The 26,143-nt window shown below is 70.5% G+C and carries 27 protein-coding genes and 1 pseudogene; 6 read left to right on the top strand and 22 right to left on the bottom strand.

Annotation, left to right across the window (positions count from 1 at the left end):
• Positions 1–330: 330 nt before the first annotated feature.
• From CLT72_RS15615 to CLT72_RS15605, 3 genes are all read left to right on the top strand, one after another.
• Positions 331–708, top strand: a complete 378-nt coding sequence (locus tag CLT72_RS15615) for an SCP2 sterol-binding domain-containing protein (protein ID WP_101412477.1) — start codon at positions 331–333, stop codon at positions 706–708.
• Positions 708–2,768 (top strand): glycogen debranching N-terminal domain-containing protein, encoded by a 2,061-nt coding sequence (locus CLT72_RS15610; protein WP_101412476.1) that lies wholly within the window; start codon positions 708–710, stop codon positions 2,766–2,768. The genes CLT72_RS15615 and CLT72_RS15610 overlap by 1 nt, the downstream gene beginning before the upstream one ends.
• Positions 2,769–2,881: 113 nt before the next feature.
• Positions 2,882–3,640, top strand: a complete 759-nt coding sequence (locus CLT72_RS15605; RefSeq protein ID WP_088998747.1) for a lysophospholipid acyltransferase family protein — start codon at positions 2,882–2,884, stop codon at positions 3,638–3,640.
• Between the two features lie 170 nt (positions 3,641–3,810).
• Here the strand turns inward: CLT72_RS15605 and CLT72_RS15600 are convergent, their stop codons facing one another.
• The 6 genes from CLT72_RS15600 to CLT72_RS15575 form a co-directional block, all read right to left on the bottom strand.
• A complete protein-coding gene (locus CLT72_RS15600) occupies positions 3,811–4,536 on the bottom strand; it encodes a hypothetical protein (RefSeq protein ID WP_101415192.1) in 726 nt (241 codons plus the stop codon).
• A 74-nt stretch (positions 4,537–4,610) separates the two neighbouring features.
• On the bottom strand, positions 4,611–5,324 hold the full coding sequence (locus CLT72_RS15595) for a response regulator (protein ID WP_101412475.1): 714 nt from the start codon (positions 5,322–5,324) through the stop codon (positions 4,611–4,613).
• Positions 5,297–6,472, bottom strand: coding sequence for a hypothetical protein (locus CLT72_RS15590; protein WP_350823013.1), 1,176 nt, complete (start codon positions 6,470–6,472; stop codon positions 5,297–5,299). The genes CLT72_RS15595 and CLT72_RS15590 overlap by 28 nt, the downstream gene beginning before the upstream one ends.
• On the bottom strand, positions 6,462–7,640 hold the full coding sequence (locus tag CLT72_RS15585; RefSeq protein WP_101412474.1) for a sensor histidine kinase: 1,179 nt from the start codon (positions 7,638–7,640) through the stop codon (positions 6,462–6,464). Before CLT72_RS15585 ends, CLT72_RS15590 begins: the two co-directional genes overlap by 11 nt.
• 184 nt (positions 7,641–7,824) lie before the next feature.
• Positions 7,825–8,718, bottom strand: a complete 894-nt coding sequence (locus tag CLT72_RS15580; RefSeq protein WP_101412473.1) for a septum formation family protein — start codon at positions 8,716–8,718, stop codon at positions 7,825–7,827.
• 106 nt (positions 8,719–8,824) lie between these two features.
• Positions 8,825–9,382 carry a DinB family protein gene (locus CLT72_RS15575; RefSeq protein ID WP_101412472.1) on the bottom strand — a complete coding sequence of 186 codons (558 nt, stop codon included), beginning with the start codon at positions 9,380–9,382 and terminating at the stop codon, positions 8,825–8,827.
• A 97-nt stretch (positions 9,383–9,479) separates the two neighbouring features.
• On the opposite strand from CLT72_RS15575, the gene CLT72_RS15570 reads away from it, so the two are divergent.
• The gene (locus tag CLT72_RS15570) at positions 9,480–10,079 is read left to right on the top strand and encodes a hypothetical protein (protein WP_144082262.1); all 600 of its coding nucleotides are present in this window, start codon (positions 9,480–9,482) and stop codon (positions 10,077–10,079) included.
• Positions 10,080–10,199: 120 nt separating this feature from the next.
• Here CLT72_RS15570 and CLT72_RS15565 read toward each other — a convergent pair whose 3' ends face one another.
• Positions 10,200–11,354 (bottom strand): RCC1 domain-containing protein, encoded by a 1,155-nt coding sequence (locus CLT72_RS15565; RefSeq protein WP_486484267.1) that lies wholly within the window; start codon positions 11,352–11,354, stop codon positions 10,200–10,202.
• A gap of 327 nt (positions 11,355–11,681) precedes the next feature.
• Between CLT72_RS15565 and CLT72_RS32835 the strand changes: the two are divergent.
• Positions 11,682–11,762 (top strand): annotated as a pseudogene (locus tag CLT72_RS32835) (IS5/IS1182 family transposase); the annotation flags it as partial.
• A gap of 199 nt (positions 11,763–11,961) precedes the next feature.
• On the opposite strand, the gene CLT72_RS15560 reads toward CLT72_RS32835, so the two are convergent.
• The 13 genes from CLT72_RS15560 to CLT72_RS15515 form a co-directional block, all read right to left on the bottom strand.
• Complete coding sequence (locus CLT72_RS15560; RefSeq protein ID WP_284039299.1) at positions 11,962–12,534, bottom strand: DUF4231 domain-containing protein; 573 nt, start codon at positions 12,532–12,534, stop codon at positions 11,962–11,964.
• 778 nt (positions 12,535–13,312) lie between these two features.
• Entirely contained in the window at positions 13,313–13,771 is a 459-nt protein-coding gene (locus tag CLT72_RS31575; protein WP_144082261.1) for a hypothetical protein, read from the bottom strand.
• A complete protein-coding gene (locus CLT72_RS31570) occupies positions 13,768–13,986 on the bottom strand; it encodes a hypothetical protein (RefSeq protein WP_144082260.1) in 219 nt (72 codons plus the stop codon). The genes CLT72_RS31575 and CLT72_RS31570 overlap by 4 nt, the downstream gene beginning before the upstream one ends.
• A gap of 567 nt (positions 13,987–14,553) precedes the next feature.
• Positions 14,554–16,509 carry a DUF3987 domain-containing protein gene (locus tag CLT72_RS15555; protein ID WP_101412469.1) on the bottom strand — a complete coding sequence of 652 codons (1,956 nt, stop codon included), beginning with the start codon at positions 16,507–16,509 and terminating at the stop codon, positions 14,554–14,556.
• 35 nt (positions 16,510–16,544) lie between these two features.
• Complete coding sequence (locus CLT72_RS15550) at positions 16,545–16,847, bottom strand: hypothetical protein (protein WP_101412468.1); 303 nt, start codon at positions 16,845–16,847, stop codon at positions 16,545–16,547.
• On the bottom strand, positions 16,844–17,083 hold the full coding sequence (locus CLT72_RS15545) for a hypothetical protein (protein WP_101412467.1): 240 nt from the start codon (positions 17,081–17,083) through the stop codon (positions 16,844–16,846). Before CLT72_RS15545 ends, CLT72_RS15550 begins: the two co-directional genes overlap by 4 nt.
• A gap of 147 nt (positions 17,084–17,230) precedes the next feature.
• Entirely contained in the window at positions 17,231–19,402 is a 2,172-nt protein-coding gene (locus tag CLT72_RS15540) for an FtsK/SpoIIIE domain-containing protein (protein WP_101412466.1), read from the bottom strand.
• Between the two features lie 91 nt (positions 19,403–19,493).
• Entirely contained in the window at positions 19,494–19,664 is a 171-nt protein-coding gene (locus CLT72_RS32310) for a hypothetical protein (RefSeq protein ID WP_199184575.1), read from the bottom strand.
• A 211-nt stretch (positions 19,665–19,875) separates the two neighbouring features.
• Positions 19,876–20,343 carry a DUF3307 domain-containing protein gene (locus CLT72_RS15535; RefSeq protein WP_101412465.1) on the bottom strand — a complete coding sequence of 156 codons (468 nt, stop codon included), beginning with the start codon at positions 20,341–20,343 and terminating at the stop codon, positions 19,876–19,878.
• Between the two features lie 91 nt (positions 20,344–20,434).
• Positions 20,435–21,229: an ABC transporter permease gene (locus CLT72_RS15530; RefSeq protein WP_101412464.1), complete on the bottom strand. Its 795-nt coding sequence runs from the start codon at positions 21,227–21,229 to the stop codon at positions 20,435–20,437.
• The gene (locus CLT72_RS15525) at positions 21,226–21,435 is read right to left on the bottom strand and encodes a hypothetical protein (protein WP_101412463.1); all 210 of its coding nucleotides are present in this window, start codon (positions 21,433–21,435) and stop codon (positions 21,226–21,228) included. The genes CLT72_RS15530 and CLT72_RS15525 overlap by 4 nt, the downstream gene beginning before the upstream one ends.
• Before the next feature lie 12 nt (positions 21,436–21,447).
• Positions 21,448–21,696 (bottom strand): DUF6284 family protein, encoded by a 249-nt coding sequence (locus CLT72_RS15520; RefSeq protein WP_170839531.1) that lies wholly within the window; start codon positions 21,694–21,696, stop codon positions 21,448–21,450.
• Between the two features lie 343 nt (positions 21,697–22,039).
• Entirely contained in the window at positions 22,040–22,282 is a 243-nt protein-coding gene (locus CLT72_RS15515; protein ID WP_101412462.1) for a helix-turn-helix domain-containing protein, read from the bottom strand.
• 200 nt (positions 22,283–22,482) lie between these two features.
• On the opposite strand from CLT72_RS15515, the gene CLT72_RS15510 reads away from it, so the two are divergent.
• Complete coding sequence (locus tag CLT72_RS15510; protein WP_486484266.1) at positions 22,483–23,697, top strand: hypothetical protein; 1,215 nt, start codon at positions 22,483–22,485, stop codon at positions 23,695–23,697.
• On the opposite strand, the gene CLT72_RS15505 is transcribed toward CLT72_RS15510, so the two are convergent.
• Positions 23,677–24,711 (bottom strand): NAD-dependent epimerase/dehydratase family protein, encoded by a 1,035-nt coding sequence (locus CLT72_RS15505; RefSeq protein WP_101412461.1) that lies wholly within the window; start codon positions 24,709–24,711, stop codon positions 23,677–23,679. The two genes, CLT72_RS15510 and CLT72_RS15505, sit on opposite strands and share 21 nt — an antisense overlap.
• A 340-nt stretch (positions 24,712–25,051) precedes the next feature.
• The gene (locus CLT72_RS31565; protein ID WP_144082259.1) at positions 25,052–26,050 is read right to left on the bottom strand and encodes a DUF6414 family protein; all 999 of its coding nucleotides are present in this window, start codon (positions 26,048–26,050) and stop codon (positions 25,052–25,054) included.
• Positions 26,051–26,143 lie beyond the last annotated feature (93 nt).

The raw sequence follows: 26,143 nt of genomic DNA, 5'->3' as shown, positions 1-26,143 counted from the left end.
CGGCTCCCCGAGACGGGGAGCCGGCGTCGCGTCTCGACCATGGGCGTGGCGCCGTCGCCCGGGGCGACATGCGGCCGACACCACCTTCTTGCGGCGCGCCCGGAGGTGCCCGATGGCAGGGCCTGCCGGCGGGGTGTGCGACGGCTGGCGGTGTAGTGCCTTGTCACTCGATACCACAGAGGCATGTTCATACCGCTCAGGTATCAGCGTTTCCGGCGGCAGCGACTCAGCCTGGTCGGCTGGCAGCGACTCACCCCATCCGGGCGAGGTTGGCCCGGCGCCGGAGGGGGACCCCTGGTCGGAACTGACCGACGGGGAGGAGAGGACCCGATGGTGGACGCGACGACGAGGTTCTTCGAGGATCTCGACCGGCGGGGGTACGACCCCCTGCTGGCGAAGTCCTCCGGAACCCTGCGCCTGGACCTGCACGAGGGGGCGCAGACGACGCACTGGCTGCTGCGGGTCGACCGGGGGCGGCTCCAGGTGAGCCGGGAGGACCAGGAGGCCGACACGGTGGTCGGCACCAGCCCGGCCCTCTTCGAGGAACTCGCCGCCGGCCGCGAGCACGGGGTGGCGGCGCTGCTGCGCGGGGACATGACGGTCAGCGGAAACCTGCAGCTGGTGTTGCAGATGGAGCGGCTCTTCCCCAGCCACCCGGACGCCCGCGGGCCCCGCCGGCGCTTCCACAGCTACACGGAGGTGCAGTGATGGCGAAGAGCAACACGGTCCGCATCCTGGACGGCAGCACCTTCGTGGTGTCGGAGGACACCGGGGACATCGAGGCGACGCCGAGCGAGCCGACGGGGTTCTTCGCGCTCGACACCCGCTACCTGTCGACGTGGGTGCTGACGTTGAACGGGGAGCGCCTCACCCCCCTGTCGTACGACGACCTCCAGTACTACGAGGCCCGCTTCTTCCTGGTGCCGGGGATGGCCACGCACTACGTCGACGCCAAGCTGTCGATTGTCCGGGAGCGGGCGGTGGGGAGCAGCTTCCGAGAGACGCTCACCATCCTCAACCACGACGAGAAGCCGGTCGACCTGGAGATCAGGATGGAGGCGGCGTCCGACTTCGCCGACCTGTTCCAGGTCAAGGACGAGATCCTCAACAAGAAGGGCGAGATCTACACGGAGGCCGACTCCGACCGGCTGCGCCTGGGCTACCGGCGGGGCAACTTCATCCGGGAGACGCTGATCTCCGCGTCCCCGTCGCCCCGGTACGACCGCAGGGGTTTCGCGTACTCGATCCACCTCCAACCCAACGAGCGGTGGGAAGCCGAGATCGACGTCAAGACCGTGGCGGCCTCTTCGGGCGGCCGGGACCTGCGGATGGGGCTGCGGGCGCACGCCACCGAGCGGCTCGCGCTCCAGCACGACCTGGAGGAGTGGATCGCCCGGGCCCCGAAGGTGAACAGCCAGCACGACCGGGTCGCCGCCACGTACCGGCGCAGCCTCATCGACCTGGCCGCGCTGCGCTTCTCGCCGCTCTCGTTGGGCGGGGCGACGCTACCCGCCGCCGGGCTGCCCTGGTTCATGACGATGTTCGGCCGGGACAGCATCCTGACCTGCCTCCAGACGTTGCCCTTCACGCCGGAGCTGTCGAAGACCACGCTGCGGATCCTGGCATCCCTCCAGGGCACCCGGTTCGACGACTTCCGGGACGAGGACCCGGGGCGGATCCTGCACGAGATGCGCTACGGCGAGACCGCCGCCTTCGAGGAACAGCCGCACTCGCCGTACTACGGGTCGGTGGACGCGACCCCGCTGTTCCTGGTGCTGCTCGACGAGTACGAGAAGTGGAGCGGCGACGCCGGGCTGGTCAGGGAGTTGGAGCGGGAGTGCCGGGCGGCGCTGAAGTGGATCGACGACTACGCCGACCTGGTCGGCAGCGGCTACATCTGGTACGAGCGGCGCAACACCGACACCGGCCTGGAGAACCAGTGCTGGAAGGACTCCTGGGACTCCATCTCCTACCGCGACGGCACGCTGCCGCCGTTCCCCCGGGCCACCTGCGAGGTGCAGGGGTACGCGTACGACGCGAAGGTGCGCGCCGCCCGGCTGGCCCGTGAGTTCTGGGGCGACCCGGAGTTGGCCGACCGGTTGGAGCGGGAGGCGGCGGCGCTGAAGGAACGGTTCAACCGGGACTTCTGGGTGGACGACGGCGAGTACTACGCCCTGGCCCTGGACCCGGACGGCCGCCAGTGCGACGTGCTGAGCTCCAACATCGGCCACCTGCTCTGGAGCGGCATCGTCGACCACGACCGGGCCGAGAAGATCGCCCAGCACCTGGTCGGGCCCCGCCTCTTCACCGGCTGGGGCGTACGCACGCTGGCCGAGGGCGAGGTGCGCTACAACCCGATCGGCTACCACAACGGCACGATCTGGCCGTTCGACAACTCGTTCATCGCCTGGGGTCTGCGCCGGTACGGCTTCGCCGAGGAGGCGGCGGTCATCGCCAGCGGCATCCTCGACGCGGCCACCTACTTCGAGGGGCGGCTGCCGGAGGCGTTCGGCGGCTACCCGCGCGAGCTGACCAAGTTTCCCGTCGAGTACCCGACGGCGTGCAGCCCGCAGGCATGGTCGACCGGCACGCCACTGCTGCTGCTGCGCACGATGCTCGGCCTGGAGCCGCACGAGGGGCACCTCGCGGTGGAACCCCGGCTGCCGATCGGGATGGGCCGGATCGAGGTGCTGGACATTCCGGGGCGGTGGGGTCGCGTCGACGCGTTCGCCCGGGGCCGCCTCGACATGCACCGGCTGACCGACTAACGCGACCGGGCCGGCGGCGCGACCCGACCGCGCGCCGCCGGCCGGCCGCCACCCGGGGCCGCCACCCCTGGCGGGTCGGCATGGCCTTCAGCCGGGCAGGGTAAGTTCGCGCCATGCCGGAACTCGTGTACCCGCCCGTGATCGCTGCCGCCAAGACGATGTTCCGGGTCCTCGACCTGAAGATCACCATTGAGGGTGCGCACCACGTGCCGCGTACGGGCGGGGCGGTGCTGGCGAGCAACCACATCAGCTACCTCGACTTCATCTTCTGCGGGCTGGGCGCGAACCCCGCGAAGCGGCTGGTGCGGTTCATGGCCAAGAAGTCCGTCTTCACGCACAAGATCTCGGGCCCGTTGATGCGGGGCATGCGGCACATCCCGGTCGACCGGCGGGCGGGTGCCGGGTCGTACGCGACGGCGGTCAGCGCCCTGAGGCGCGGCGAGGTGGTGGGCGTCTTCCCCGAGGCCACGATCAGCCGGTCGTTCACGGTCAAGGAACTCAAGAGCGGGACCACCCGGATGGCCACCGAGGCCGGCGTGCCGGTGTTGCCGGTGGCGATCTGGGGCACGCAGCGGCTCTGGACCAAGGGCCGGCCGCGCACCCTCAACCGCCGGCACATCCCGATCACCATCCTGGTCGGCGAGCCGATGGACCCGGCCGACTACCCGGACGCCAACGCGATGACCGTCGACCTGAAGGCGCGGCTGACCGCGCTCGTCGACCGTGCCCAGCGGAACTACCCCGACAAGCCGGCCGGCCCCGACGACACCTGGTGGCTCCCGGTGCACCTGGGCGGCACGGCCCCCACCCTGGAGGAGGCCGCCGAGCTGGAGGTGCGCCGCCGGGCCGCCGCGGTGGACCCCGACGCCTGACATCCCCCGCGGCGCTACGCCCGACGGTGACGGCCGCCCGGCACCGTCTACGCCCAACGCGATGACAGCCGCCCGGCACCGTCTACGCCCGGCGCCTGACGGCTTCCGGCACCACTACGCCCCGGCGCACGTGGTCCTCGGCGCCGGGACGGCCGCCCGTACCGTCGGCTTCACCTATGCCCGGAGGCGGCGCCGGCGGCGGGCCCCTGCCACCCACGGCCGACGCATCCCGGCCGGTAGTAGTCCTCCCGGGACTGGAACTCGACCGGCAGCGACCCGGGCAGGGTGATCCGGGTCTCGCCGGCGCCCGGCCCGGCCCCCGCGCGTACCGCAAGCACGTCCCGCTCGGGCGGCGACAGGTCGACCAGTTCGGGGTGGGTCAGCCGGAAACCGGCCACCGCCCGGCGCACCAGGCGGGTCAGCTCGACGATCTGCCCGGCGGGACCGGTGAATCCGAGAGCCGGCTGCTGGATGGTGCGCAGCGCGTCGCAGACCACCAGCATGCGGGCGTGCTCCCCGTGCTCCGCCGCCAGCAGTTCCAGCCGGGACGGCCACTGCCAGCGGATCTGACCGCTGATCAGGCCCGGCAGCCGCACGCCCCGGCGGTGCCGCGCGCCCGCGCCGGCCCCGCCGACCAGGGCGAGCTGCGGCCCGGCACCGGCGTACGCGATCCGCCGGTCGGTGACGGTGACCGCCACCGGCTCGGGCAACGTCCACCGCTGCCGCGCCTCCGTCGGGCCGAGCAGGTGCCCCGACGCGTGCAGCCGGCGCCGGGCGAGCACCCGCTCGCCGGCCTCGACGACCAGCTCGTGCCGCCGGTCCAGCGCCGGGGTCACGTCGTCGTCCGCGTCGAAGCGGTGTGGGGCGATGAAGAAGGGGGACGCGTCATCGTGCATCGTCATGACCTCCGCTGCCGACGGCATCTGACCACGAGCGTCGCCGACCCCCGGGCCGGCTGTCATGACGCCCGTTAGGGGGTCGGCCGGTCGTAGGAAGCCTGTGACCGGTAGATGCCGATCTCCTCCGGCCGGACTAGGCCGTCCTCGATCGCCCGGGCGAGCAGCGCCGCCTTAGTGGCGGCCGGTCGCCCCGCTCGGGTGTACTTGATGCGCGCCCGGTCGACGTACTGCTTCACGGTGTGCTCGCTGATCCGCATCCGACGGGCCACCGACGCCTTCGACATCGACTGGAACCACAGCAGCAGCGCCTCGCGCTCCTTGTCGGACAGGGCGGGCCGGTCCGGGCGGGGGTCACCCACGATCGCCCCGGCGAGCGCCGGCGGCACGTACGGGCGGTCGCTGGCGGCGGCCAGCACGGTGGCCACGCAGTGCTCCCGCCCCTCGTGCTTGGCCAGGAACGCCACCGCCCCGGCGTCCAGGGCGGCGAGCATCGTCTGCGGGTCGGTGTGCTCCGAGTAGACCACCACCCGCCGGCCGGCCGTGCTCAGCTCGGCGAGCTTGTCCAGGGCCATCCGCCCGTGCAGCCGCAGGTCGAGCAGGATCACGTCGGCGTCGGGCGCGGCCCGCAGCACGGCGTCGGGGTCGTCACCGGTCGCCAGGACCCGCAGCCGGGGTTCGGCGGCCAGCCAGACGCGTACGCCCTCGATGACGACCGGGTGGTCGTCCACGATCGCCACGCCCACCGACCGACCACCGGTCAACCCCGCCACCGGGTCTGCGCCCATCTGATCTCCCCGTCCCGCTCGTAGAGGTACTCCACCCGCCCGTCGTCGCCCGGCGGTCCGGCGGTGTCGGGGCCGGCCCGGTCGGGCGTGACCAGGCTGACCACCACCTCGTCGGGACCGGCGACCACGGTCAGCCGGGCCCAGCCCCGGGCGTCGGCCAGGAGCGCGGTGAGCGGGTCGGCCAGCCGGCGACGCACCTGCACCGGCAGCGGCGGCGGGTCGCCGATCGTGACCAGGTCGATCGGGAGCCCGTTACGCTCCGCCAGGTCGGCGGCGGCCCGCAGCTCGTGCAGCAGCGGGTCGGGCACGTCGTCGGACTCGGCGATGAGCCGGCGCAGCCGGGCGGCGGCCAGCACGGCCCGCCGCTGCACGTCCGGGTCGGCCGGGTCGGCCCGGCCGGCGGCCAGCTCCGCGAGCACCTCCTCGGCGGCGCCGCCGGCCAGCGTGAGGCGGGCGCGCCGCTCCCGCCGGGCCCGTTCGGCGGCGTCCCGCTCGGCCTCCGCCGCGTGGGCGGCGGCCGCCGCGCCGGCCCGCTGCCGGGCCAGCCTCGCGATCGCCGTGCCGCCCACGAGGACCGCCACCTGAAGGGTCGACGTGGCGTAGACGGACATGGCGTACCGGGCCAGGTCGGCGGGGGCGGTCGCGCCGTGGCCGAGCACCCCGGCCAGCGCGATCAGCGCGTGTACGCCCAGCGCCGCGATCAGCCCGTAGACCCGACGCCCCCACAGCACCAGGACGAAGAACCAGCCGAGGGTGCCCCACACCCAGTTCGCGGCGGTGAAGAGCTGCCGGTCACCGGCCGCCGCGACGACCACCGCGTCGACCACCAGCAGCAGCGCGACCAACGGCCAGGCCGGCAGGCGCGCGCCGCGCAGCAGCCGGAGGCCGGCCAGCACCCCGACCGCCGCCACGAGCAGCCAGCCGGCGAGGACCACCGCCGGCGCGGCCAGCTCCGCCCACGCGCCCAGCACCGCGGGCAGCGCGATCGCCGTGTGCCAGGCCAGCGCGATGACCACCGCCACGACCCGGGCGCCACCGTCGGAGGCGGCGGCCACCGCCGCCGCCGGGTCCACCGGGGACCGGCCCCCGTCCGGCGTACGCGCCACCGGCACCGCCGTCGCCGGGGCGGTCGTCGTCTCAGTCGACATGGGGCCACTCCAACCGGATCCGGGTACCGGCGCCGGGGCGCGAGTCGACCTCGGCGCGCCCGCCGACGGAGGACATCCGGCCGCGTACCGACTCACGTAGCCCGTACCGGTGCGCGGGGACGGCCGCCGGGTCGAAGCCCGGACCGTCGTCGGCGAGCTCGACCACGACGGTGTCGGCGACCCGGCTCAGCCGCAGCGCGGCGGACGCGCCCGGCGCGTGCCGCAGCACGTTGGACAGCGCCGCGTACGTGCTCTCCGCGAGCGCCTCCGCGACCGGGGCGGGCACGACGCACGGCGCCAGCTCGGTGGTGACCGGCAGCTCGGGCAGCCGGGCGCGCACCGCCCGCAGCCGCCCGTCCAGCGGCACCGGCCCCTCCTCGGGCGCGGACCGCGCGTCGGCCAGCGCGGTGAGGGTCCGCAGGTCGGCGGCGCACCGTTCGCGCAGCGCGGCGGACGGGCCGGCGACCGCGCCCAGCCCGACCATCGTCAGGGTGGCCAGCACCGTGTCGTGCAGATCCCGGTTCTGCCGCCGCTCCGCGTCCCGCGCGGTCCGGGCGACCAGCGACTCCCGGGTGAGCCGCTGGTGCGCCACGAAGGCGTCGTCGGCCCGACCGATCCGCCGCCGCATGATGGCGGTGATCAGCGCGCCGCAGGCCGTCTGCACCAGCAGCGTCACCGCGTGCGCGGCGGCCTCGTCGGGCTGGCCGGCGGCGTGCGCGCCGGTCGCGTACGCCGCCGTCACCAGCAGCCCCGCCGGAACCGACCAACCGATGGGGGCGTTGGCCTGCGCGTTGAGGACCGTGGTGCTGGCCAGCACCGCGATCCAGCTCACCTCGCCGGGCAGCACCTCCGGGGCGACCAGCACCGGCATCGCCAGGCAGGCGGCGGCGGTCAGCGCCACGTCGCCGAGCACCATCGGGCGGCCGATGCCGTGGCGCAGCGCCCGGAACGCGTACCAGACCGACCAGGCGGTCAGGGCCGCGACGGCCGGAACCAGCAGCGCCGGCTCGACCGGCGGGGTACGCACCGCCAGGGCGACCACCGCGCCGACCAGGCCGCAGGCCAGGCGCAGCAGCGCCGGCAGGCGGGTGAAGATGAGAGTGAACGCGCCACCGGCCGGAGTGTCCAGCGAGGTCGGCGACGTGGTCGGTGCGGCGACGGCCGGCATCGGGAAAGAGGGTCCTTCTGCGACAACGACCCGATCCGGGCCAAAACGGGGGATCGACGCCGGAGAATAGCACGAGCATCCGCCCACGATCACCCTCGGTGCGTGCCGTGTCGCCGGTCGGTCAGCTCTTCCCGGTGCCGCCGACAGGCCGCTGACCTGCCCACCCGTCCCTGTGGACGCCCGGTCAGTTGATCGGCAGGACCTTCGTGCCGCCGCCCGCGATCGAGCGGGTCAGCTTCTTTCCGCTGGACCAGTACCAGCAGCGCACCCCCCGGTCGCCGCGCGCCCACGCCTGCTCCGACGGGAACCGGTACGTGCTGCCCGTGCGGTAGCGGAGCATGCCGTCGACCGGCACCTTCGCGTAGCGGGCGATGACCGGCCGGCACTTCGCGTGGACGGCGTCCTCGTCCTTCGTCGCGTCGTCGTAGGACACGTCCGGTGCGGTCCACACGCCCACGTACTCGAAGCGGTGGACCTTCGTGCACGGGACCGCCAGCAGGTTCGACCAGTCGTCCTCCTCGGCGCAGCCGTACCGCAGCGGGGTGGCGGCCTTCAGCACGCCACGCAGGCTGCCCGCCCGGTTGACGGCCGAGTCGTTGTCGCCGTTGGCGCCGCTCACCGCGTCGAGCTCGAACAGGTCGCACCGGTACCACCGGCTGCCGCCCGTCCAGCCGGCCGGCGACGTGGGCGCCACCTGCACCGACAACCGGGCGTCGCGCCACTCGCCGCCGACGAACTCCTTGGCCTTGGCGTCACACTCGGCGAACGCGGACCGCATCGCCGCCGACCCGACGCGGGGCGGGACCGGGCGGGCCGCCAGGTCGCCGGTGAACGTGCCGATGTGGAACGTCTCGACGAGGTGCGCCTTCGCGCAGTCCACCGGCTGGTGGCTGGTGAGGTAGGCGGTCGGCTCGGCGACGACGTGACACTCGCCGGCCTGCGGTGTGAACTGACGGGCCTCGGCCACCGGCCGCCAGTCGTCGGTCAGGTCCCCGTCCGTGCCGGCCGGTGTGCCGCACCCGCTGACCGCCGCCGCGACCAGCGCGGCCGAAGCCGTGACGCACAGCCAGCGTCGCATGTGTTCCTCCCCGTGCCCCGTGACGACCGGCGCAGCATATGGCACCCGGCGCCGACCCGGGTGCCCACGGGCGCCGCCCGGTCCGTGCCGGCGGCGATCCTCCGGGTCAGCCGAGCCGCAGGTGCAGGTCGCGCAGCAACGCGATCTCGGCGAGGTGGTGGATGGCCTCCCGGTTGATGTGCAGCACGAGCGTCGCCAGCGACCGGTCCGCGTAGGGCCCCTCCGCCGGACCGCACGGCCGGGCCAGGCCCTCGCGGCCCAGGCCGCGAACCCCGGCCACCCACCGGTCGTACGCCTCGTCGAGCTGCGCCAGCGCCGCGTCGGCGGTGCCGGCGTACGCGAAGGAGCCGTAGTCCATCGGGGGACCACCGAAGTGGGCGGCGACGCGGGCACCGAACACCCCCACGACGAGGTGCCCGATCCGCCAGGCGATCGTGGTGACGGGCGCGGGATCGGGCTGCGGCATCGCGAACTCGATCAGATGATCGCCCTGCCCGACCGCCATGGGGGCGGTGCTGCGCCCGCGCGGCCGTACGCCCCAGGCGTCGGGGACGGGCTCCCAGTGGTATTCGGCGTCGGTCAGCCCGTCGAGGCGCGGGCGGGCCTGCCGCTGCCAGTGCCAGTCGAGCTGTTCGAGCAGCTCACCGTTCCAGTCGACCTCCATGCCCCGACGCTACGCCCCACCACCGACGAGCCGCCGACTTTGGACGGTGGTGCTACCTTCGCGCCGTCGCCGTTCTCACCGCCGTCGGGAGCCCACCGTGACGAGAAGGTACGTCGGTCTGCTCACCCTCGTCGCCGTGACGGCGTGCCTCGCCGTGGTCGGCACCCTCGGCGGCTGGTTCCTCGCCGACCGGGGCGACTCCGGGCCGGCCGACCCGACGCCGTCCGCGCGGGTCGCCGCCACCGGCGCCGTCGGCGGCCCGTCGACGGGCTCCCCGGCGTCGGGTTCTCCAGCTGCCGGCGCGTCGCCGGGCTCCCCGGCTGCCGGTCGGACGTACCAGCTCGACCAGTCGGTCTACAGCCAGTCGGGCCTGACGGTCACGTTGGTCAGCGCGCGGACCACCGGAGGCAAGCTGCGGCTGAACCTGACGTACCGCAACGGCTCGCCCGTCCCGTGGCCGGTGAGCTGCCCGACCGCCGAGGTCGACCGGACCTCCTCGGAGATCGTCCTGGCGGACGGCCGTACGGTGCGTCCCGACTCCACCTGGTGCACCACCACGCGGCCCGACGAGTCCTTCACCATCGCGCCGGGGGAGCGGGTGGAGAGCTGGGGCGTGTTCCCGGTGGTGCCGGAGAGCGGCTCCTCCTTCGAGCTGACCTGGTACGACTTCCCGACCCTCGACGTCCGGCTCCGCTGACCACCCAGCGGTGCGCCGGGCAGGATCCGGACCTGCGGCCGAGGGCGCGGGGCCGTCGGTCCGCGCCGTCGCCGACGCGGCAGCGGCAAGGACCGACGGCCCCGCTCGTCCACGCCGGCGTCAGCCCGGCAGGGCCACCTGCGCCGGGGTCGACCGGTGGGTGGTGGTGCCGTCGCCGAGCTGCCCGAACGAGTTGTCGCCCCAGCACCACAGGCTGCCATCGGTGCGCATCGCGCAGGCGTGGTAGGACGCGGCGAGGCTGTCCGCCCAGGCGGTGGCGCTACCGACCCGGGTCGGGGTCGACCGGTGGGTCGTGGTGCCGTCGCCGAGCTGCCCGGACCCGTTGCTGCCCCAGCACCACAGGCTGCCGTCGGTGCGCGTCGCGCACGACGAGTCGATGCCCGTCTCGACCCTCGCCCAGGTGGTGTCGGTGCCGACCTGGAGTGGGGTGGTCTGGAAGCCGACGCCCCCGCCCACCTGGCCGTACCCGTTCTCGCCCCAGCACCACAGCGTCCCGTCGGCGCGGACCGCGCAGGTGTGCACGTACCCGGCCGTCACGCCGGTCCACGTGGTCGCGGTGCCGACCTGCGTCGGTGTCGCCCGGTAGTCCCGGATGCCGAGACCGAGCTGCCCGTCCGAACTGCTGCCCCAGCACCACAGCGTCCCGTCGGTGCGGGTGGCGCAGGTGTGCGCGTACCCGGTCGTGACGCTCGCCCAGGTGGTCGCCGTGCCGACCTGCACCGGGGCGGTCGCCCGATAGGGGGTCATGCCGGTGCCGAGCTGCCCGTGGCGGTTCGAGCCCCAGCACCACAGGGTGCCGGTGGTCTGGACGGCGCAGGTGTGGTTGGCGGCGGTGCTGACGCTGGCCCAGGTGGTGCCGTCGCCGATCCGTACGGGGCTGGTCCGTTTCGTGGTCGTGCCGTCGCCGACCTGCCCGTTGTGGTTGCTGCCCCAGCACCACAGCGTTCCGTCCGTGCGTACCCCGCAGGTGGTGCTCATGCTGGCTTCGATCCGCGCCCAGTTGGCGGTGTCGCCGATCCGGACCGGAGCGGTCCGTTGCGTGGTGGTGCCGTCGCCGAGCTGGCCGTAGAAGTTGTTGCCCCAGCACCAGAGTGCGTCATCGGTGCGGATCACACAGGTGTGCAGATCGCCTGCGGCGACCCGGGACACCGGCCCGGCGGCGAGCGAGGCGTTCGGCGTGCCCCGATCGTCAGAGCTGGCGCTCGCCGTGGCCGCACCCGCCGTGAGCACGAGGGCCAGCACGGTGATCCCCACAGAGGCCGCTGCCGCGACGGCGCTTCGGGCTGCCCGCCGCCATCGCGTCCGTAGTAGCCCCTCCCGATGTTCGCTCATGGTCCGATCTCCTTGACATCGTCGTTCCGTACGGCGGAGGCGGCGCTGCCCCGACAGGTCGCCCAGCGACCCGTCACTTCACATCGATGAAACGCTACATTGATGTACGTCAGTTCCGCTCAGGTCGCCGCCGATCGACCACTCCTTGGACGCCGGCGCCCCGGTGGGGCAGTGGCCGAGGACGTGGAGTGGGTGCCGGAGCCGGTCGAGCGGATCATCGGTCCCCCTGGCTGTCCGACCCTGGGGATCCGCGGTATCGAGTCCTCACGCCGACTCGGGCGGCACCGGTGGGTGATCGAGCGGCCCTTCGCCTGGTTCACCCCTGACCGGTGAGGAGCCGAGGTGCGGCCTTGGCTGTACAGCCATTCGTGCAGCCAGGGCCGCCCACTGAGACCGACCTCGCCCGACAAACACGGACGGGCTGGCCAGGGACATAGCCGCCCGACCAGCCATCCCCGGTCATTTCTAATCTCGAGAGCAGAATCCCGAGGGCACAGGTTCGACCCCGGCCACCCCGGCGCCTGCAGGGCTACTGCCTACTGCCTTGTCGTTCGATCGCCGCCTGCCCGTCTTCGCCAGCGAAGCCAACCTGGGTCATGACGCTCAGAGTCGCGGCATTCTCATTGGCGATCGTCGCCTCCACGCGCTCGACCAGGGTTGTGAAGGCTGCGACGTCGTCCAGATCGGTGTACACGCCGGTTCGTGTGAGGAAGTAGATCCTCTCGTGCCCCAGCGTCTGCTCCGTCGACCGGTAATTCTTCCACTGCTCCCGATAGCGGAACACACTCTCCAACGACACCGCCCCGGCCACGATCAGACTCACGACGGTGGTCACCGCCTGGGCGTAGGGAAAGTCGAGGTTGACGAGGACCGGAACCAGGGAACCCCCGACCACGGCAGCGGTGCGGGTTCGAAGGTGGGTAGCCTTCGCCTTCACCGCCTTCTTGTCGTACCAGGACTGGTACTGGGCAAGTCGCTCGGTGAGGTATTCCTTCGCCGAGAGCCCGGGACTTGACCCCTGCCCGGGGATGTCCTCGGGCAGAGGGACCTGGGCTCTATCCACCACGGCGATTAGTAGAGCCGGTGCGCCGGTGGTCGTCAAGGCGATGCGCCACCGCGGCCGGCGTGAGTCCCCATGTGGTTCGCACGGGGCCGGTGTTAGCTCGATGGCTCCACGAATAGCCCCACGGGAGCCGTCCGGTCGATAGAAGTACCTGTGCGCCCGGCAGGATTCGAACCTGCGGCCTTGGGATTAGAAGTGGTGTTAGCCCCATGATCTCTGGCTTCATTAGGCGCTCTAGCTGCAAAAACCTCTTCCCTGGTATGCCTGACCTTCCGTGGTGACCTGCATTTCGCACCACGAATAGCTCCACGGTTGATCGAGTTGACGGGGCTGACGCATTCAAGGTGTCGTAACGCTCTGTAGGTCGCCACTGCGTAAGGCTGTCCGTCTGACTGGATTCGGGTGATGTCGGACGTATGTGAAGTGGTTCAGGCCTTCTGCACGCCCTCAAGGCGGCCCTGAACGGGCCGCACGCGCCGCCGGCTGGGCGCGCGCCGGCCGCTGCCACTGTCGCTCTGCGGCCGTCACGCCGGTGCCTGGCGGCTGGCGCGGATAGTGGAAAGCCCAGAGGGCCGCAGAACGCCAGACCGTTGACCAGAAGAGGGTGGGCCGGCAGCCGGTCGGGCCGCGCGGCCACGAGCCCGCGCGGCGTAGGGAGGCGCACGCCAGCCGTGTCGGCGAGCTGGCGGCGGTCGCGTGGTTGCGGTTACTGCGCCTCCGGCGGGGGCGCTGAAAGAAGGAAGGCGCGGGAGAGCCGTGCTGGACCTAGTTGTTCAGTTTTCCCGCGAGCAGGGTTGAGTCCCAACCACGGCCTCTGTTAGCCGCGCTTAGTAAAGGTCAGTGTCAAGCCGATGGCCAGAAGCGAAAATCCAAATATGGAGAGGGCTATTGCAGTTACTATCTCCGAAGTGCCGTGCTTGTCCTCGGTAAACATGATGGCATACGTTGAGGCGAGGGCAGCACCCGCAAACACGCCGCCCAACGTGTTCGCTACGCTCGCGAAAGGGCCCGGTCCGGCTCCGGAGCCGTTTCGGGCAGCGGCCGCATTGACATGGCTTTCGTCAACAGTGGCAAGCCCATGTTTCCGGGCATCTCGAATCGCGTCTTGCGCGACGTCGGCGAGATACTCCGTTTGCAGTAGTTCGAGCTTCGCTCGTGCGCGGGAACTGATAGACATCGGCTCGCTTTGTCGACGATTCAATTCGTCATTGATGCGTTTCGCGGCGATGGCGACGTTAGGAGGCGTGGTCGTCGGTATTGTCGGATTCGAGGTCAACGACCGTCTCCTGCCTCATGTTCAAGGTTCTGCAGCGATTCATTGAAGCTGGCCTGATCTCGGACGAGATTAGACGTCAATAGTCGGAGCTCAGGGTCGCGAATTTCTTCGATCGAAAATGACGGCTCATTTGACTTTCGTCGTAAGGTCGGCATCGCGACCGCAAGCGCAGCACCAATGACAGTCGCAATGATCGGTACAGCCAGCAGCCACACGGGGAATTCTGCGCTAGCCTCGGGCGCTCCTCGCAAGTCCCTCACAAGAGCCGCGAGGCTTACCGCAACACCCGACATTGTTGCGACCGCCGTTAGGAGCTTGGATAGGGAATCGCTGGTATCGTGCCGCTGCTTGTTCCGCAACACGCGGTCCATAGGTAGGTCACGGTTCCCGGTGAATTTACGAGCAGTTGGTGCTCGTCGTTGTCGACGCAAAGCCAACTCCTAGCCACGGCCCGCAACTTGGTGCGCTTAAGAACCTCTTGTGCTTCCGCGAGGGCGGCTACCCTCCCCGCCACCCGAGCGTGGCTACAGCCTACGGTGGTAGTGGGTTGCTTGACATCCCACGGATGTCGGGTACGCGACAGCCGCGAGGATGTAGTAGTGCCGCAAGCAAGATGCCAGTGACCGTCACGAGATCGCTGCCCTGTGTCACGTCTCGCGATCGCCAGGTCGACAGGTCCGGTCGCGGCGCACATGACACACGGCCTTGGTCTAAATGGTGAGAATGGCAGAAACCCTGACCACGCCGGGGTTTCTGCCATTGCGACCATTTGGGCCAGCGGGTTACGCGGGTCTGCGGCCTGTTGTCGCGGGCAGGGCGTGGACGGTGCCGTTGGTCTGGTGCACGTCGGGGTGAACGAGGAACGCGGGCGACGGTGGCCGTCCGGCACCGGTGCGGGCGGGCGGGTCGAGTTGGCGCAGGTAGCCGTGGATTTCCAGTAGGGACAGGACGGGGTCGAGGTCGGCGGCGGTGGGAATCTGGCTGCGGACGGCCCGGTACAGCTCCTTCTTGGTGAACGTGGTGGAGCCGGTGCGTTCGATCCAGGCGAGCGCGAGTCGGGCGTACCGGGTGCTCTTGTCGGTGCCCATGTCGTCGAAGGCGGCTAGGGCGTGAGCGGCGAAGTATTCGCCGAGCAGCGCGGCCCGCTCGATGGTCTCGGCAGTGATCGGCCTACCCCAGCCGTCGCGCAGGTGTTCGGCCAGGTGGATCAGCCCGGCGATGCGGACCACTGCGCCGGTGTACTTGCTGCCCCAGTCCACGACGTGTCCCCACGCGGCACCGGGGGCGAGGCGTGGTTCTACGGCTCGTTCGATATCCAGTACCCGTTCGTTGGCTTCCGGGGTGAGCGGGAGCACGGCCGGGTCGGTCCATTCGGCGAGGCTGGCGACCATGGCACCGAGGTTGGCGGTGTAGGCGGTGGCGATGGGCTCGGGTACCGGGTCGGCACCGATCTTTCGGCGCCCGACGGTGTTCTCCGGCAGGCTGAACAGGATTCGGGCCAGCAGTCCTTTGCCGCGGAAGCCGGGCATGTCGGCGATGTCGCGCAGCACGTCGGGTTGCACGGCCAGGCCGAGGGTGAGGGCGGGGTGCTCGACGTGTTCGGGGGCGCGGGAGCGCCGGTTGACGCGCAGCATGTCTCCGGCGTGGCCCTTGAGGAAGACCTCCAGGTTGGGGGTGCCGGAGTAGCGGCCAGCGATGGTGGCGAAGATGCCGCCTTCGGGGGAGAGCACGGCGAGGCGTCCGCCCTGCTCGGCGAGCAGGGAAGCGGCCTCCTCACTGGTGACGTCGTCGGCGACCAGTTGCGGCAGGACCGGCACGGTGACGGCGTCGGCGTTCATCGCGGCGGCGGTCGCTTCGGCAAGCAGGGTGTCTCGGCCGGACGCGTCGGCGTTCGCGGCGGCGATGGCGGCTTTCTCCGCCGTCTTACCGGCGACGCGGGCGGCAAGTTCGGCCTCCACGATCGCCGGTTTGGTCCGTTCGACAAGGATCTTCTCGGCGGCGAGCAGCGGTCCGGTCATCGCGGCGAACACGGCCGACTTGCGGGAGCCCGGCGGCAGGACGACGACGGTGAACAGGTTCGTGGGTTCGCGCCAGGAACCGCGTACCTCCACTTCGGCGCGGCCCCCGGCGGCGGTCGAGAGGGCGGCGAGGGCGATGCAGCCGGCCAGGTCGACGGGGGTTTGGGTGAATTCGGCGACGGCGTAGACGTGCTCGGCGACCCATTCGGGCAGCACGTAGGCCGGAAACTCGGGGAGGTGCCGGCGGTCGCCGAGCGGGATCAGCGGTGCCCATTGGGTGCCGGTGGCGGCGTGGTCGAGCATCGCGCGGCCGGTGGCGAGGATGTCGGCGACGTCGGCGCCCTGGTCGGCTTTCTCGGCGAAGTAGGCGCCGAGGTTGGCGACCTGGCGGCGGCGGGCGTGGTCGGCGACGATCCGCGCATAGTGGCCTGCGTTCGCAGTGGTGGGGACGGCGGCAATCAGCGTGTGCAGGTACGGGGCACCGCCGACCTTGGCGAGGTCGCCGGTTGCGGCGAGGCGGGCGGCCAGAGCGATCGGGTCGACCGGTTCGCCAGCGGCGTGCATCGCGCAGAGCGTTTCCCACAGCCGGCCGTGCGCGGGCCGGTGGAAGTCGGCCGGGGCGAGCGTCGTGGCGAGGTCGGCGACGACGGACGGGTTGAGCAGCGCAGCACCGATCACGGCCTGCTCGGCGGCGTGGTCGTGTGCGGGCGGTCGGGTCACGATGACGTGCTCCTGTCGTGAGTCGGAGAGGAAAGTCAGGCGGCGGTGCGGCCGGGACGTGGCTGACGGATTGCGGCGGCGTGGGTCACCAGGTCGCGCAGGCCGGCGAGCAGGGTGCCGAGCTGGCGGCGGGCGGCCGGGTCGACGTCGGCTAGGGCAACTCGTACGCGGATCTCGGCGTGTTCGCGGCCGTCACTGGCCCGTACGCGGACGAGGACGGCCCGTGCGTGGCCGGGCAGGTCGACCAGGATCTCTGCGGAGCGGTGTTCGGCGAGGTTGCAGCGGTGGTCCCTGGCGCACCATCCGGTGTGCCGGTCAGGGCCGGTGCGGCGGTTCACTGGTTGCCTGACCGGTACTCGGTGCGGATGTGGTCGATGATGCGGCGGCCGGTGCGGACGCGGATGCCGGTGGCATCGCAGTGGTGGCAGTCGCGGCGGGTGCCGATGGCGGTGCGGTGGGAGCGGGCGCCGTGGCAGCGGCGGCAGCGTCCCCACGGGGATACCGCGCAGAGGATGAGGTACCACGTTGCGTAACCGAGAGCGGTCAGGCTAGCGAGTAGGGCGAGGGTGGTCACGGAATGCCTCCACGAGCCGGTTTCAGGGTGCGAAGGGGCGACGCCGCTAGTGGCTAGGGCGCTGGCCAGGGCTGGGGTGTGGTGCTAGCGGGGGTGCTAGGTCTAGCGGGGGATGCCGCTAGACCTAGCACCCGATCGCTGTCCGGCTTAGGCGGCTTTGTCACCTCGCCGCTTGTTACGCTCCGCAACCGCATCGGTGATGTGTGCGCGTTCGATGCCGCGCCGGTTGGCGCCCTTGCCGGTGGCCGGGTCGGCGCCCCACACCTGCCCGGTCGTGATCCCGTAGGGCTTGAGCGCGGCCGTCAACTGGTCCCGGGTCAGGTCCCCGTACGCCTCGGGGTTGAGGTCGGCGAGCCGTTCGGTCAGCGTCTCGGCCCACACCTTCGGCTCCGTCGCGGGAACGACGGTGAGGATGTCGTCCAACAGGGTGTCCCGGCGTGCCGCCGGGGTCGGCGTGGCCTGCCCGATGGCGTGGCCGGTCAGGGTGCCGGCCGCTTCCCGCAGGGCGCGCGCCCGGTCGGTGATCTTCTCGGCGGTGGGGCCGTCCACGTAGAAGGTCCGGACGATCTGCGCGTCGTCAGCCGCGCCGACCAGGTAGCCGACGCCCTTGTCTTTCTTGGCGAACATGGTCGCCCGGATGCCGTTCTTGTAGGCCGAGGTGCCAAGGATCATGTCGTTCTCGATCTGACCCATGACCCGCAGGCAGAACCGCGTACCCGCGTTCGCGCTCACACCGGTCGGCAGGCTCTTGGCGTCGGGCCGCTGGGTGGCCACGACGAGGATGACGCCCAGGGCGCGACCCAGCTTGATGACCTTCTCGGCCAGCTCGCCGGCTTCCTTGCCGAACTCCGGGTGCGAGAACAGTTCCTGCACCTCATCGAGGGCGACGACGAGCCAGTGAAGGCCCAACTTCTTACGGCGGGCCAGTTCGGGGGTGACCTTGTTGTCCGGGCACACCGCCTTGGGGAGTCCCTTGATGACGGCGGCGCGGCGCTGGCACTCCTTGCGCAGCTCCCGCAACGCCAACAGGCCCTCTTCGGCGGTGTCGTCGTCCTGCCCCGAGGCGTAGCGGGCGGACACCTTCTCCAGGGGGTCGAGGCCGCCGGTGCCCTTGAAGTCGAAGCACCACAGTTCCGCGTACGGGTCCAGGGCTGCGGCCAGCATCGGCACCTGCGTGGCGGCCGTCTTGCCGTAGCCCGGGATCGACCCGATCAGCACGTTCGTGTACGGCATCTCGATCGAGATGACCCGGCCGCGCGGGTCGGTGCCGAACGGCACCGGACGCCCCAGATCGAACCCACCGGACGCCTTGAGCAGCGGCCACGGCTTCGGCGGGGTCGCGGCCATGTCCTGATCGCCCACCCACAGCAGCAGCCGCCCCGGGTGCACCTCCGGCTGCCCCTCCGGCCAAACACAGCCCAGCGGCCGGGTGAGGCCGGCGGCGAGCCGGTCGCGCCGCTCGATGACGTCTCCGGCGGTGACGCCGGGCGGTAGGTCGATGTCGGCTCGCCAGCCGGGGCCGTCGCGCACGATGGGGGCGGTGAACGCGATCGCCCGCTGTCCCTGCTTGGCGATGGCCTGGGTGATGCCGGAGATGCCGAGCACGGCCAGGGCGCGCACCACCACATCCGAGGTCAGCCGCGCCACACGCGGGACGACCACGGCGGTGTCGAGCAGCGGCTTGTCGGCCGGCTGACCGAGCATTCCGCACAGGGTGACGAGCAGTGCGAGCACTGCCCACCGTGCCCACTCCGGCGCGAGAGCGACCGTCACGCCACCGGCGAGGGTGATTGCGACGGTGAAGGTGGCGACGATGCCGCGCCACCGCACCCGCCGGTCACGCTGCCGCGACAGCTTCAGGTACAGGTCCCCGTCGCGGGTCTCGGAGGTGGCCTGTCGCAGCCGCTCACCCTCCCAGTCGAACACCCACCGGGTAGCCCCGGACAGCAGCCGCCACGCCCCCGCCGGAGAGCGCAACGCGAGCTTGCCGGCGTACTTGGGGAGGCGGGTTGCGTGGTAGGCGGTGGTGTGCAGCAGGTGCCCGACAGCCCAGCGCATCGCGTCGCGCAGCTCGGCGCACGAGCGCAGCCAGGCTGGCAGGATCGGTCGGCGCTGACCGGCGCGTACGCCGTCGAGGGTGAACCGCGGCGTGCGCTGCGCGGCGGGCGAGTCGACCAGCACCGGCCCGTCATCGGGGTCGGTGGTGCGGGCGGCGCGGGCGGCGTCGAGGTCGACAACGTTGGTGTCGGGGGCATCTCCGGTCAGGTCGCGCTCGGCGGCCCGCCAGTCAAAGTTGTCTTCGTCTCGGGGGGACGTCATGGGGTGTTCCTCCATCAGGGTTCGTGGCGGTGGGTGAGGGCCGGCGGCGCGGCGCAGGTTGGTAGCCAGGTGGCCGCGCCGCCGGGCAGGGTCAGCTCTTGACGGAGATGCGGTTGCCGCAGTCGGCGCAGGTCGCGTAGGTGCGCTGGTTGTTGGCGGTGATGTCGCGCCAGTTGGTCTCGTTGCCGCAGGCAGGGCACCACAACTGGGAGTTGCCGGTGGTGATGCGTCCGCCGGTAGAGCCGATCGAGATGCTTGCCATCAGTGGTGTTCCTCTCGTCGTGTCGGCTGGGTCAGATCTCCCACACGGCTCCGCACTGGGTGCAGACCATGTACTTCTTTCCGTTGGCGTAGGTGTAGTGGAAGGCGGGGTGCGCGCAGCTCGTCACGCTGTCTCCTTGCGGGTCGGGGTGGTCCGGTCGGGCCACCTCCGCGCGGGCACCCGGTGATGAGCGGGTGCCCCACGGGGGTGGTCAGGCCGAGGCCAACAGGGCGGCGATGAACAGCCAGCCGATGTGCCATGACTGGTCGAGGGCGTAGGCGCCGGTGCCAAGCGACGGGTTGTCGTCGTGGCCGGGTCGGGGTGCGCCGAGGGCGTAGAAGCGGGCCGAGCCGAGCGCGGCGGCGATGCGCTTGAGAGGGGTGCGTCGGTCGGCGATGTAGTGGGAGACGGCCGAGATGGTCAGCCCGACCGTCACGCCCCACGGGTCGAGCCGCAGGCCGGTGCCGGCGATCAGAAGCACCAGGGCGAACAGGGCGGTGAGGGTGTAGGTGGCGACGTGGGCGGCGCAGGCGACGCGGCCGGGCCAGCCGGGTTGGCCCTTGCAGTCGGCCTGGTGCTGCGTCTGCACCCAGTGGTCGGCGACCTGGTGGGCGACGTAGAGGGCGACGAAGACGGCAGCGAACGCGGCGGCGTGGCGGCCGGTGGGATCTGCGAACATGGGTGGTCTCTCCCGAGGTCGTTGGCTGAGGGGTGGAGGGCCGGCGGCGCGGCGCAGGTTGGTAGCCAGGTGGCCGCGCCGCCGGGCGGAACTAGTCGTGCGTGCGGACGAGGTGTGCCAGGGCGGCGCCCATGCCGAGCACCCCGACCGGCAGACAGGCCACGGCGGTGGTGATCCACCACGGGGCCGACGTGACTCCGGCCGCAACCAAGAGGTGGTACGCGACCTGGCCGAGCGCGCCGACGAGCAGCGATGCGATGGCCGACCACTTGGCGAACCGGCGGGCCAGGTCCGGCACCCGACCGGACAGCCACACGTAGAGGGCGTAAGCGCCGTACGTCTCCACGCCGATCGGCAGGGTGATTGCCGAGTTGATGGAGAAGCTGTCCCAGATGCCCGGCAGCGGGTGCACCACCCCGAACCCGGTGAGTCCGCCGAGTCCGACCCACCCGGACCAGATCGCCACGAACGCGGGCAGGGCCAGCAGCACCACCGGCCACACCACCGCCCGCCGGTTGTCCGTCGAGTCGGCCGGGAGAACCTCGGTCGTGATGTTGGTGCCCAGGTCTGCGACGGGTGCTGCCTGCTCCGACAGGACCGGCGAGGTGCCGTCGCTGGCCGGCGGCAGGTCCGGTGCCGGGACCGGGTCAACGATCGGGTCCGGGGTGGTGTCGGCCGGGTCGGTGGTGGGCTCGGTGGTGGCCGGTGGGGTGTCGGTGCGGGTCAGCGCGGCGAGGATCGCGTCAGCCTTCGGACCACCCACCCGCAGCTCCTTCTTGATGCGGTTGCGCGACGGGATCTCGCCGAGCTGGTCGGCCAGGTCGCGGGCGGCGGGGATCAGGTCTTCGACCGGCCGGGGGAAGGCCGACAGCGTGGGGGCGGTCATGACAGGTGTCCCTCCGATACGTCGGTGCCGTAGATGAGCGAGAACAGGGCTTGTTGCAGGTCCACCAGGTCCGCTCCGCACCCGTCGTACGGCTCGGCCATCGACGGGTAGCCGTGCGCGGCGAGCACCTGGGCCACGTCCAGCGCCAGACCGAACGTGAAGCGGGGGTCGTCAGCGGGGCGGTGGATCGGGTAGCGACGGCTCATGGCGCTATCCGCCTACGCGGCCCGGCCGTCGGCCGAGCGAACGGCGAGCAGGGCACGCGCCTCACGCAGCACCCGGCGCTGCGCCCGCCGAAGCCGCTGCCAGTCCAACTCGGTCGGGCCGGCGTCGCTGGTCAGCACGACGATCTGCGCGTCGAGCAACAGAACCTCGGCCTCGATCAGCGGCAACTCCTGCTCGATCTCGGAGAGTTCAGCGGCGTTCGGCTCGACCTCGGGGGAGTGGTTCGACTCAGTCACTTGCATGTCCCTTCTGACTGATCCGGCGCTCTAGATGCGCGCCCTGGTTGCGCAACAAGGTAGCGATACGCGAGCCTGTTGCGCAAGGGGGTGGCGGTATGTTGGTCCGATGAGTGATGCGCGAGATGAGCTGTCAGCAGCTACGAAGCGGTACCGGCGTACCGAAGCTGCTCACGAAGCGGCACGTGCGGCGGTGGTTGCGGCGGTGGTTGCGGCGCTCCGCGATGGTGTCGGTCCGGCTGAGGTCGAGCGGCTGTCGCCGTTCAGCGGTGCCTACGTCCGGAAGCTCGCTCGGGAGCACAGTGTCCCGCCTGCGCCGCCGGGGCCGAAGCGGGCCACCCGGTAGCGGTCAACCGGCGGGCCGCAACGCGTAGTTGCTGGCGTCCACCAGGCCGTACGCCAGCGCGGATGTTTCCATTTCGTCGATGGCGCGTGCCGGGATCACGAAGCGGCCACGGACCTTGATGGCGGGGAACTGGCCGGCGTGGATCGCGCGGTAGAGGGTCACCTCCGACATGCCGAGAATCGTTGCGGTGTCCGCGACCGACCGGAACCGAGGGCGGTCGTTCTTGGCGGCGAGGGGTTCAGCCACGGGAGTCTCCTCAGTAGTCTGTGCTTGGCGTTACGTTCGGCTTGCTGAGACCCAGTGAAGTCGGAAAGAAGCGGAGCGCCCATGCAAAACCAGTGCAACGCTCGGCAATCCGATGCAACTTGCAAGCTCGGGAGACCACGGTGGCGACGGTAGGGCGGTGGACAGGGAGCCTCGCCTGTTCGCTTCAAGCTGCCGCCGGTATGACGAACGAGGGATTCGCGGGGTGGCTGGGAATCGCGACAAGGACGGTCGCGTACTGGCATAGTCGACCCGATACTGTTCCTGGGAATGCCAATCAAGACTTGCTGAATGCCGCCTTGGACCGTGTCGCGGATTCGGCTCGTTCCCGGTTCTTCGAAATGCTCAGCGCGGGGCGCCTGGAGGGAAATGCTGGCAGCGGCGGCAGTGTTGTCGATGCTGTGAGCGCTGCTGCCGACTCGGTCGCCAATGATTCTCTGCTGTTGAGCCTGGCCCTGCCACACGACTCTATCGAGTCTTTGCAGGAAGACGTGACGTTGCTCGCCCGGTCGGGGGGCATGCCAGCCTTCGATGTCTTCAGCAGTGCCCGCCGGTTGCGAGACGAGGCAAGGGCATTGGTGGAGCGCACGCGTCGGCCGGTCGAGTTAGCCGACCTCTACGTGGTTATCGGCCAGAGTGCTTCCCTGATGGCCTCCACCGCATTCGATCTCGGGCACTGGAACGAATCGGCGGCGCTGGCCAGGGCATCGACGCAGTACGCCGACTTGGCCAGACATGCGTCATTGAAGGCGTGGACCTATGGCCTGCAAATGACTCTCGCAAACTGGCGTAACGAGCCTGATTCCGCGCTGAGCTACTTCGCTCGCGCTATGCGAACGGCACCGGAGGGCGAGCCGAGACTGAGGCTCCGCTATGTCGCTGCCCGCTCTCACGCCCTGCTCGCCGACTCCGATTCAGTCGCGGCCGTCTTGCATGCGGCTCAGCGAGACAGGGAAACGGCGGCGGATCGACCCGACGAACTTGCCACCGTTACCGGCGGGGAGTTCGCATTCGGCGACGCGCGGGCGGCGGCATGTGCGGCGGCGGCATGGCTTGACCTCCGCAACGGCGAGCAGGCCGCGAGGTACGCCCGAGAGGCGTTGCAGGTGTACGAGGCGTTGCCGTCGCCCAGGCGGCCGTACTCGCAGATCAATGGGACGCAGATCGACGTAGCCGCTGCCCACCTCCACATGCGAGACAAGGACGGCGCGGCCGAAGCGCTGCGTACCGTCTTGGACCTGCCACCGCAGAAGCGCAACGTCTCGCTGACTGGCCGGCTGTCGCGGATCGAGCGCCTGCTGAGCCAGTCGCCGTGGGACCGCGACGCCGACGCGCGCCAGCTCGCCGAGCGCATCTCGGTCTGGCTGTCGGAAACCTCAGCGCGCCCGCTCGCCTGACTGCCGCCAGGCGGTCAACACCTGCGCCTCCCTCTCTGGGCTGATGCCGATCTCGGCGGCGCGGTCGTGGTTGCTGACTTCGCCGCTCTCCACCATCCACCGCCAGGTATCGCGGACGGTCAGGGAGATCGGCCGACAGCGCAGGCCGGCAGCCTGAGCCTTGGCGGTGTCGACGCGCCACACGCCGTCGAAGGTGCGCCAGAGGGGCAGCTCGGACCACTGCCGGACGCCTTGGCGGAGCAACACCTCATCGGGCACCCACTCGAAGGAAGCGTCCGCCTGGGTGGCGTGGGCGCAGTCGGCCAGTAGCCCGCCGAAGGTGGCGCCGCCCACCGGGGCGCAGACGTTGAACGCGCCGGAGGAATCTTCGGTGATGGTGTGAAGTGCGAACGCGGCCAGGTCGCGCACGTCGACCGGCTGAATCGTGCGGTCGGGGGAGCCGGGGGCTAGGACTTGCCCGCCGGCAGCCACACGGCGCAGCCACCACGGCAGGCGGCCGACGTACTCACGCGGGCCGAGCACGACACCGGGGCGCAGGATCGTCGTCCGGTCAGCTCCGAACGCGGCGGCGGCTGCTGCCTCGCAGCCGGACTTCTGGTAGCCGTACTGCGTCGGTCCGTCCTCGGTGTCGGTGCCGTAGTCCGGGCCGGCGTCCGGCGGGCAGTAGAGCACCTCGGACCGTTCGCTAAGCGGCTTCAGCGGCCAGTCGCGATAGACGCTGACCGTCGACATGAAGACGTAGCGACCGGCGACGGGAGCGAGCGCACGGGCCACGTCGAGGGTATTCCTCGGCACGTATCCCGAGGTGTCGACCACGGCATCCCAGGGGCCGGCAGCGGCGAGGGCAGCGACATCCTCCGGGCGGGTTCGATTGCCCCGGATCGGTCGTACGGCATCTAGGAAGGGGTCGGAGGTGCCGCGGTTGAACGTTGTGACCTCCCATCCGGCGTCGAGGGCTGCCGTGACGATCGCGTGGCCTACGAACCAGGTTCCGCCGAGCACTAGCAAACGCATAGGCCCATCATGCCGAGCAGGGGCGATCGCCTGATCGGCGGAGGACGCCGGCAGCCAGTTGCCGAATTGGCCACGAGATCGAGCAAGGCGGCCCGCAAGCGGGCCGCGCCGGCCCGGCCCCGGCCTGCTGGCGACCTCCGGCCGGCATCGGCCGGGCCGGCCGGCCATGCTTACGAGCTGCAAGAGCGGAAGACCTCGGGGCTCCGCCCCGAACCCCGGCCCTCCTCAGAGATCAGCCGGGGGCGGATCACCTCATGGGGCACGACAAGGGCTACCAGCCTTCCCCGGACGGTCTGGCGACTGCCCGACGAGGAGATCCTTTAGGTCCGCCGATGTTGCCTTACACCACAGCCCCGTCTGCTGGCGGTTCCTCTACCGATCTAACGATCGTCCTATAGACAGCGAAAGGAACAATCGAAAAACCGGGGTACTGAGGAAGGTCCGCGAATCCAAAGCTTGCTACGCCGCTGACGAGAGCATTGATCATGCCGGTAAGCGCAGCACGGTCAATGCCGCCCGAGCGTACGTCGAAAGGGTTGCTGGAATCCTCTCCGACTTCGGCATCTGAATGACTTCCAATCGTACCTACTACCGTCCACTCCTGCTCCTGTACGCCATAGCGTGCAAACAGGACGTCCGCTTCACTTTCAAGGAATGAACGGCCCTCTTCGAGGCGAACTGAGACGGAAAGCCCTTCTTGGTCGGCGGGGTTCATGATGAGGTGCAGGCCGGTGTGAAATAGGCCGCGAGTCATTCTTGCGAAGCCGCGCAGCTGTTCGGCGGTCAAGGAATCGCCGAACAGGGCAGCCGGGAAGTCTTCGATCTCGTCTTCAGGAGACTCCCGCTGTGGGGCTGCTTTGACCTTCGGCGGCGTCGGGCGGCCCTTGTTACCCTTAGGCCGCTCACTATCCGGCGTAGGGTTAAGGGCGGTGAAACCGTTGGCGGCATACGACAAGCCCGCAAAGATGCGATTGACGTAGCGTGAGTCGAAGAGGCGGGCCGGTGCAGTGATTCGAACGAAAGATCCTTCCGGGTATGTCTCTTGCAGCGCCCCCCTCCAGAAGTCCGCTTCCTGAAGCTCGTCGGAGATGTCGACGAGGTAGCCAGCTGTCTGCATTGCATCTTCCAATGCGGGAAAGACGGCGTCCGCCAGGGATCGAGTAGTGCTGGATTCTGCACCTGAGTCCCAGTCGCGGGTCGCGATGTTGCGGGACCCTACACTGAGCTTTTTTTGAGTCTTCTCTGTGATTTTGACTTCCTCGCTGACTCCTCCCTCATCCAGTTGGGCGAGCAGCGACCTGACCTTTTGCGTGTCGACGTATAGGAACTCCCGCAGCAAGAGCCTTCTCCCCACTTGAACGCGGCGTTGAGGTGACCATCCTAGGGAATGTCCGTGCATCCTGCAGGCCCGTGAATGTCAAGGTCGGCACCA

The sequence above is a fragment of the Micromonospora sp. CNZ309 genome (assembly GCF_002846525.1).
Note: the sequence above shows the minus strand (reverse complement) of the source record. Positions and strands in the feature narration are given on the sequence as shown.

Excerpts from the sequence above, each read along its gene's own strand:
- CLT72_RS15615 (WP_101412477.1), top strand. The coding sequence starts at position 331 with ATGGTGGACGCGACGACGAGGTTCTTCGAGGATCTCGACCGGCGGGGG.
- CLT72_RS15610 (WP_101412476.1), top strand. The coding sequence starts at position 708 with ATGGCGAAGAGCAACACGGTCCGCATCCTGGACGGCAGCACCTTCGTG.
- CLT72_RS15605 (WP_088998747.1), top strand. The coding sequence starts at position 2,882 with ATGCCGGAACTCGTGTACCCGCCCGTGATCGCTGCCGCCAAGACGATG.
- CLT72_RS15600 (WP_101415192.1), bottom strand. The coding sequence starts at position 4,536 with ATGCACGATGACGCGTCCCCCTTCTTCATCGCCCCACACCGCTTCGAC.
- CLT72_RS15595 (WP_101412475.1), bottom strand. The coding sequence starts at position 5,324 with ATGGGCGCAGACCCGGTGGCGGGGTTGACCGGTGGTCGGTCGGTGGGC.
- CLT72_RS15590 (WP_350823013.1), bottom strand. The coding sequence starts at position 6,472 with ATGTCGACTGAGACGACGACCGCCCCGGCGACGGCGGTGCCGGTGGCG.
- CLT72_RS15585 (WP_101412474.1), bottom strand. The coding sequence starts at position 7,640 with ATGCCGGCCGTCGCCGCACCGACCACGTCGCCGACCTCGCTGGACACT.
- CLT72_RS15580 (WP_101412473.1), bottom strand. The coding sequence starts at position 8,718 with ATGCGACGCTGGCTGTGCGTCACGGCTTCGGCCGCGCTGGTCGCGGCG.
- CLT72_RS15575 (WP_101412472.1), bottom strand. The coding sequence starts at position 9,382 with ATGGAGGTCGACTGGAACGGTGAGCTGCTCGAACAGCTCGACTGGCAC.
- CLT72_RS15540 (WP_101412466.1), bottom strand. The coding sequence starts at position 19,402 with ATGACGTCCCCCCGAGACGAAGACAACTTTGACTGGCGGGCCGCCGAG.
- CLT72_RS32310 (WP_199184575.1), bottom strand. The coding sequence starts at position 19,664 with ATGGCAAGCATCTCGATCGGCTCTACCGGCGGACGCATCACCACCGGC.
- CLT72_RS15535 (WP_101412465.1), bottom strand. The coding sequence starts at position 20,343 with ATGTTCGCAGATCCCACCGGCCGCCACGCCGCCGCGTTCGCTGCCGTC.
- CLT72_RS15530 (WP_101412464.1), bottom strand. The coding sequence starts at position 21,229 with ATGACCGCCCCCACGCTGTCGGCCTTCCCCCGGCCGGTCGAAGACCTG.
- CLT72_RS15525 (WP_101412463.1), bottom strand. The coding sequence starts at position 21,435 with ATGAGCCGTCGCTACCCGATCCACCGCCCCGCTGACGACCCCCGCTTC.
- CLT72_RS15520 (WP_170839531.1), bottom strand. The coding sequence starts at position 21,696 with ATGCAAGTGACTGAGTCGAACCACTCCCCCGAGGTCGAGCCGAACGCC.
- CLT72_RS15510 (WP_486484266.1), top strand. The coding sequence starts at position 22,483 with ATGACGAACGAGGGATTCGCGGGGTGGCTGGGAATCGCGACAAGGACG.
- CLT72_RS15505 (WP_101412461.1), bottom strand. The coding sequence starts at position 24,711 with ATGCGTTTGCTAGTGCTCGGCGGAACCTGGTTCGTAGGCCACGCGATC.